The organism is Cellulomonas septica (assembly GCF_012396155.1).
Taxonomy (GTDB): domain Bacteria; phylum Actinomycetota; class Actinomycetes; order Actinomycetales; family Cellulomonadaceae; genus Cellulomonas; species Cellulomonas septica.
This window is the reverse complement of sequence record NZ_JAAXOY010000274.1, coordinates 1-4,522: the sequence shown is the minus strand read 5'-3', so window position 1 is coordinate 4,522 and position 4,522 is coordinate 1. Positions and strand designations below refer to the sequence as shown.

Annotated in this window: 5 protein-coding genes; 2 read left to right on the top strand and 3 right to left on the bottom strand. The window is 73.3% G+C overall.

What is annotated here, in order from left to right; all coding sequences use genetic code 11:
* On the top strand, positions 1–801 hold an 801-nt coding region (locus HGA02_RS11355; RefSeq protein ID WP_210728460.1), incomplete at its 5' end, for a hypothetical protein.
* A 43-nt stretch (positions 802–844) separates the two neighbouring features.
* On the opposite strand, the gene HGA02_RS11350 is transcribed toward HGA02_RS11355, so the two are convergent.
* Entirely contained in the window at positions 845–1,198 is a 354-nt protein-coding gene (locus tag HGA02_RS11350; RefSeq protein WP_168679101.1) for a holo-ACP synthase, read from the bottom strand.
* 31 nt (positions 1,199–1,229) lie between these two features.
* Complete coding sequence (gene glmS, locus HGA02_RS11345) at positions 1,230–3,086, bottom strand: glutamine--fructose-6-phosphate transaminase (isomerizing) (RefSeq protein ID WP_168679100.1); 1,857 nt, start codon at positions 3,084–3,086, stop codon at positions 1,230–1,232.
* 122 nt (positions 3,087–3,208) lie between these two features.
* Between glmS and coaA the strand changes: the two genes are divergently transcribed.
* Positions 3,209–4,159: a type I pantothenate kinase gene (coaA, locus tag HGA02_RS11340; RefSeq protein WP_168679099.1), complete on the top strand. Its 951-nt coding sequence runs from the start codon at positions 3,209–3,211 to the stop codon at positions 4,157–4,159.
* A 3-nt stretch (positions 4,160–4,162) separates the two neighbouring features.
* Here the strand turns inward: coaA and HGA02_RS11335 are convergent.
* On the bottom strand, positions 4,163–4,522 hold a 360-nt coding region (locus HGA02_RS11335), incomplete at its 5' end, for a hypothetical protein (protein ID WP_210728459.1).

The window sequence follows — 4,522 nt, the reverse complement described above, 5'->3', positions numbered from 1 at the left end:
CTCCTGCTGCGCGCTGCCACGGTGCGCACCCCCGACGCCACCTCGTTGCACGCGGCGCTGCGCTCGGTGACCCCCCGGTGGATCCGTCTCTGGCCGCTCGCGGCAGTCGCCGCCGTGGCGCTGGCGGGAGCGGCCTGGGTGGCGTTCGTGGTGACGGCCGGGGCGCCGGCACCGGCAATCTCGAAGCTGACGCTGGTGCTCGCGCACGTGGGGTTGCCCCTCGTCGTGCAGTCGGTTCGTGAGCCTGGCTTCACGACCGCCGAGACGCGCGTCTGGCGCCGGCTGAGCGAGCAGGTGTACGACCCCGAGCTCGACGGGCCCGGGCAGGTGCAGGGCCGTCGGTCGGGCTGGTACGGCGTCGCCGCGATGCTCGGGGCCGGGCTGGGGCTGGTGCTCAGCGGCCGCGTGGTCGTCCCGCTCGTGGTCCAGCGCACCGGCGACGCCACCTGGCAGGGCTCGGACGACGCGTTCTTCCTGCACCTCGGGGCGGTCGTGCTGGGCGCGACCCTCGGCGCGGTGCTGACGCGGTCCCTCGCCCGCAGCGTCGTGCGCCGCCGCCACGACCGTCGCGCGGCCCGCGCCCGGCTGCTCGAGGAACAGCTCGACGCGACGTGCCGCTGCCGTGACCACCACCTGCTCGCGGGAAGGTCGGCGGAGGGCTACGCGGCCCACCACCTCGCACCCGTGGGCTTCGCCTCGCCCCTCCCGGGGGCGTCCGTCCGCCGGTGCCCTCGCACGGGCGCATGGTGGCTGACCGGCCCCGTCGGCTCGTGGGACGGTCACGTCGCCTTGCGCGGCTGACCCCGAGATCGCGTGTGCAACCGTCACGTCACGACGGCACCTGTCAGTCGCGCTCGGCGATCACGACGGCGGACGCGATGCCCGCGTCGTGCGAGATCGACAGGTGGAACCGCGCGACACCGAGCTCGGCGGCCCGGGCCGCGACGGTCCCGGTGACGTCGAGCACCGGCTGTGACCCGGCCGTGCGCGGCACCTGCGCGTCGTGCCAGTGCAGCCCCGGCGGGGCACCGAGCGCCTTGGCGAGCGCCTCCTTGACGGCGAACCGCGCGGCGAGCGACGTCTCGGGCATCTCCCGCTCGACGGGCGTGAACAGCTTCGCGCGCAGCGCGGGGACGCGGTGCAGGGTGTCGACGAACCGCGCGATGTCGACGACGTCGATGCCGACGCCGACGATCACCCGCGCCCCCCGATGCCCCGAGCCGGACCCGTCACTCGACGGTGACGGACTTCGCGAGGTTGCGCGGCTGGTCCACGTCGAGGCCCTTGGCGGTCGCGAGCTCGCACGCGAACACCTGCAGCGGCACGACGGCGAGCAGCGGGGCGAGGAGCGTCGGCGCCTGCGGCACGTAGAACACCTCGTCGGCGTAGGGGCGCACGGCCTCGTCGCCGTCCTCGGCGATCACGAGCGTGCGGGCACCACGCGCGCGGATCTCCTGGATGTTCGACACGACCTTGGAGTGCAGCGAGTCGCGCCCGCGCGGCGACGGGACCACGACGAACACCGGCTGACCGGGCTCGATGAGCGCGATCGGGCCGTGCTTGAGCTCACCGGCGGCGAAGCCCTCGGCGTGGATGTACGCGAGCTCCTTGAGCTTGAGAGCCCCCTCCATCGCGACGGGGAACCCGACGTGCCGGCCGAGGAACAGCACGGACTGCGTGTCCGCCATCCAGCGCGCGATCTCCCTGACGCGGCCCGAGCGGTCGATGACCTGCTGGATCTTGTCGGGCATGTCGCGCAGCTCGCCGAGGATCGACGCGACCTCGTCGGCGAACTTGTTGCCGCGCAGCTGCGCGAGGTACAGGCCGAGCAGGTACGCGGCGGTGATCTGCGCGAGGAACGCCTTGGTCGAGGCGACCGCGATCTCCGGGCCCGCGTGCGTGTAGAGCACCGCGTCGGACTCACGCGGGATCGTCGAGCCGTGCGTGTTGACGATGGCGAGCACCTTGGCACCCTGCTCGCGCGCGTGCCGGACGGCCATGAGCGTGTCCATCGTCTCGCCCGACTGCGACACCGCGACGACGAGCGTCTGCTCGTTGACGACCGGGTCCCGGTACCGGAACTCGTGCGCGAGCTCGACCTCGACGGGGATGCGGCACCAGTGCTCGATCGCGTACTTCGCGACGTGGCCCGCGTAGGCGGCGGTGCCGCACGCGATGACGACGATCTTGTCGACGGACCGCAGCACCGACTCGTCGATCCGGATCTCGTCGAGCACCAGGCGGCCGTGCGCGTCGGTGCGGCCGAGCAGCGTGTCCGCGACCGCGTGCGGCTGGTCGTGGATCTCCTTGTCCATGAAGGAGCGGAAGCCGCCCTTCTCGGCGGCCGCGGCGTCCCAGTCGACCGTGTAGCGGCGCGCGTCGGCCGGCTTGCCGTCGAAGTCGGTCACGGTGACCGCCGACGGCGTGATCGTCACGACCTGGTCCTGGCCGAGCTCGAGCGCCTCGCGCGTGTGCGCGATGAACGCGGCGACGTCGGAGCCGAGGAAGTTCTCGCCCTCGCCGAGGCCGACGACGAGCGGCGAGTCGTGGCGGGCGCCGACGACGACGTCGGGCGCGTCGGCGTGCACCGCGAGCAGCGTGAACGTGCCGTGCAGCGTGCGCGCGACCGCGGTGACGGCCTGCGTCAGGTCGCCCGTGCGGTCGTAGGCGCGCGCGACGAGGTGCGCGGCGACCTCGGTGTCGGTCTCGGAGGTGAACTCGACGCCCTCGGCGAGGAGCTCGGCCTTGAGGGTCGCGAAGTTCTCGACGATGCCGTTGTGGATCAGTGCGAGACGACCGGAGACGTGCGGGTGCGCGTTGACGTCGGTCGGGCCGCCGTGCGTCGCCCAGCGGGTGTGCCCGATGGCCGCGGTGGCCTCGGCGAGCGGGTGGGCGTCGAGCTCCTCGACGAGGTTCGCGAGCTTGCCGGCCTTCTTGGCGGTGTCGAGCTCGCCGTCGGGGCTGACGAGCGCCACCCCGGCCGAGTCGTACCCGCGGTACTCCAGCCGCCGCAGACCTTCGAGCACGACGTCCAGCGGTCGGTCGCTCGCGGTCTGGGACCCGACGTAGCCCACGATTCCACACATGCCCGCGAGTCTATCGGGCGTGCGGTCGGCGACCGCCGGGAGGTGACTGCCGTCACGGCCTGCGACGAGGCGCGCGGGCGTCCCCGGCGAGCAGCGCCCTCGTCGTCCGGCACAATCGTCCCGTGCCACCGTCGCTCACCCCGGCCACGCCGTACGTCGACCTGGACCGCGACGCGTGGCGTCGGCTCTCGGCCTCGACGCCGCTGCCCCTCACCGACGCGGACGTCGACCGTCTCGCCGGCCTCGGGGACCCGATCGACCTCGCCGAGGTCGACGCGATCTACCGGCCCATCTCGCGCCTGCTCGACCTGCACATCGAGGCGACCCGCGGCCTGCACGCGGCGTCGAGCACATTCCTGCGCGAGGACGTCGGCGGCACGCCGTTCGTGATCGGCGTCGCCGGGTCCGTCGCGGTCGGCAAGTCGACGACCGCCCGCCTGCTGCGCGAGCTCCTGGCGCGCTGGCCCGCGACGCCGCGCGTCCAGCTCGTCACGACCGACGGGTTCCTCTACCCCAACGCCGAGCTCGAGCGGCGCGGCCTCATGGAGCGCAAGGGCTTCCCCGAGTCGTACGACCGGCGCGCGCTGCTGCGCTTCGTCTCCAAGGTCAAGGCGGGCCGTCCCGAGGTCCGGGCGCCCGTCTACGACCACCTGACCTACGACATCGTCCCCGGCCGGGAGATCGTCGTGAACCGGCCCGACGTGCTGGTCGTCGAGGGCCTCAACGTGCTGCAGCCCGCACGCCCGACGAGCGAGGGCACGTCCAACCTGGCGGTCAGCGACTTCTTCGACTTCTCGATCTACGTCGACGCGCGCACGACCGACATCCGGCAGTGGTACGTCGACCGGTTCCTGCGGCTGCGGTCGACCGCGTTCGCGCAGCCCGAGTCGTACTTCCACCGGTACGCGTCGCTCTCCGACGACGAGGCCGTCGAGCGCGCCGAGCGCATCTGGGACACGATCAACGCGCCCAACCTGCAGCAGAACATCCTGCCGACGCGCAGCCGCGCGACGCTCGTGCTGACGAAGGGCTCCGACCACTCCGTCGAGCGCGTGCGCCTGCGCAAGCTCTGAGGGTCAGCGACCCGACGGCGGTCCCGTCGGCGTGACCCGCTCCACGGGGAACTCGGTCGTGTCCGTCTCGTGCAGCGCGTCCAGCGCCGCGAGCACGTCCGCGACCGGCGCGCCGCACGCGTCCGTGGGCCACACGGGCCGAACCGCGCGCCCGAGCGCGTCGACCAGCCACAGCACCGTCGGCACCGCGCCCGACGTCTCGCACGCACCCGACGGCTCCTGCGACGGCCGCTCGAGCGCGGCGAGCAGCGGGGCGAGATCCCCCTCGCGGCGGCTCTCGGTCACCGCCGCCCACGTGCCGGACGCGGACTTGAGCGTGCCGGACGCGGAGCACACGAGCACGCTCGACGCGGCGACGTCCGG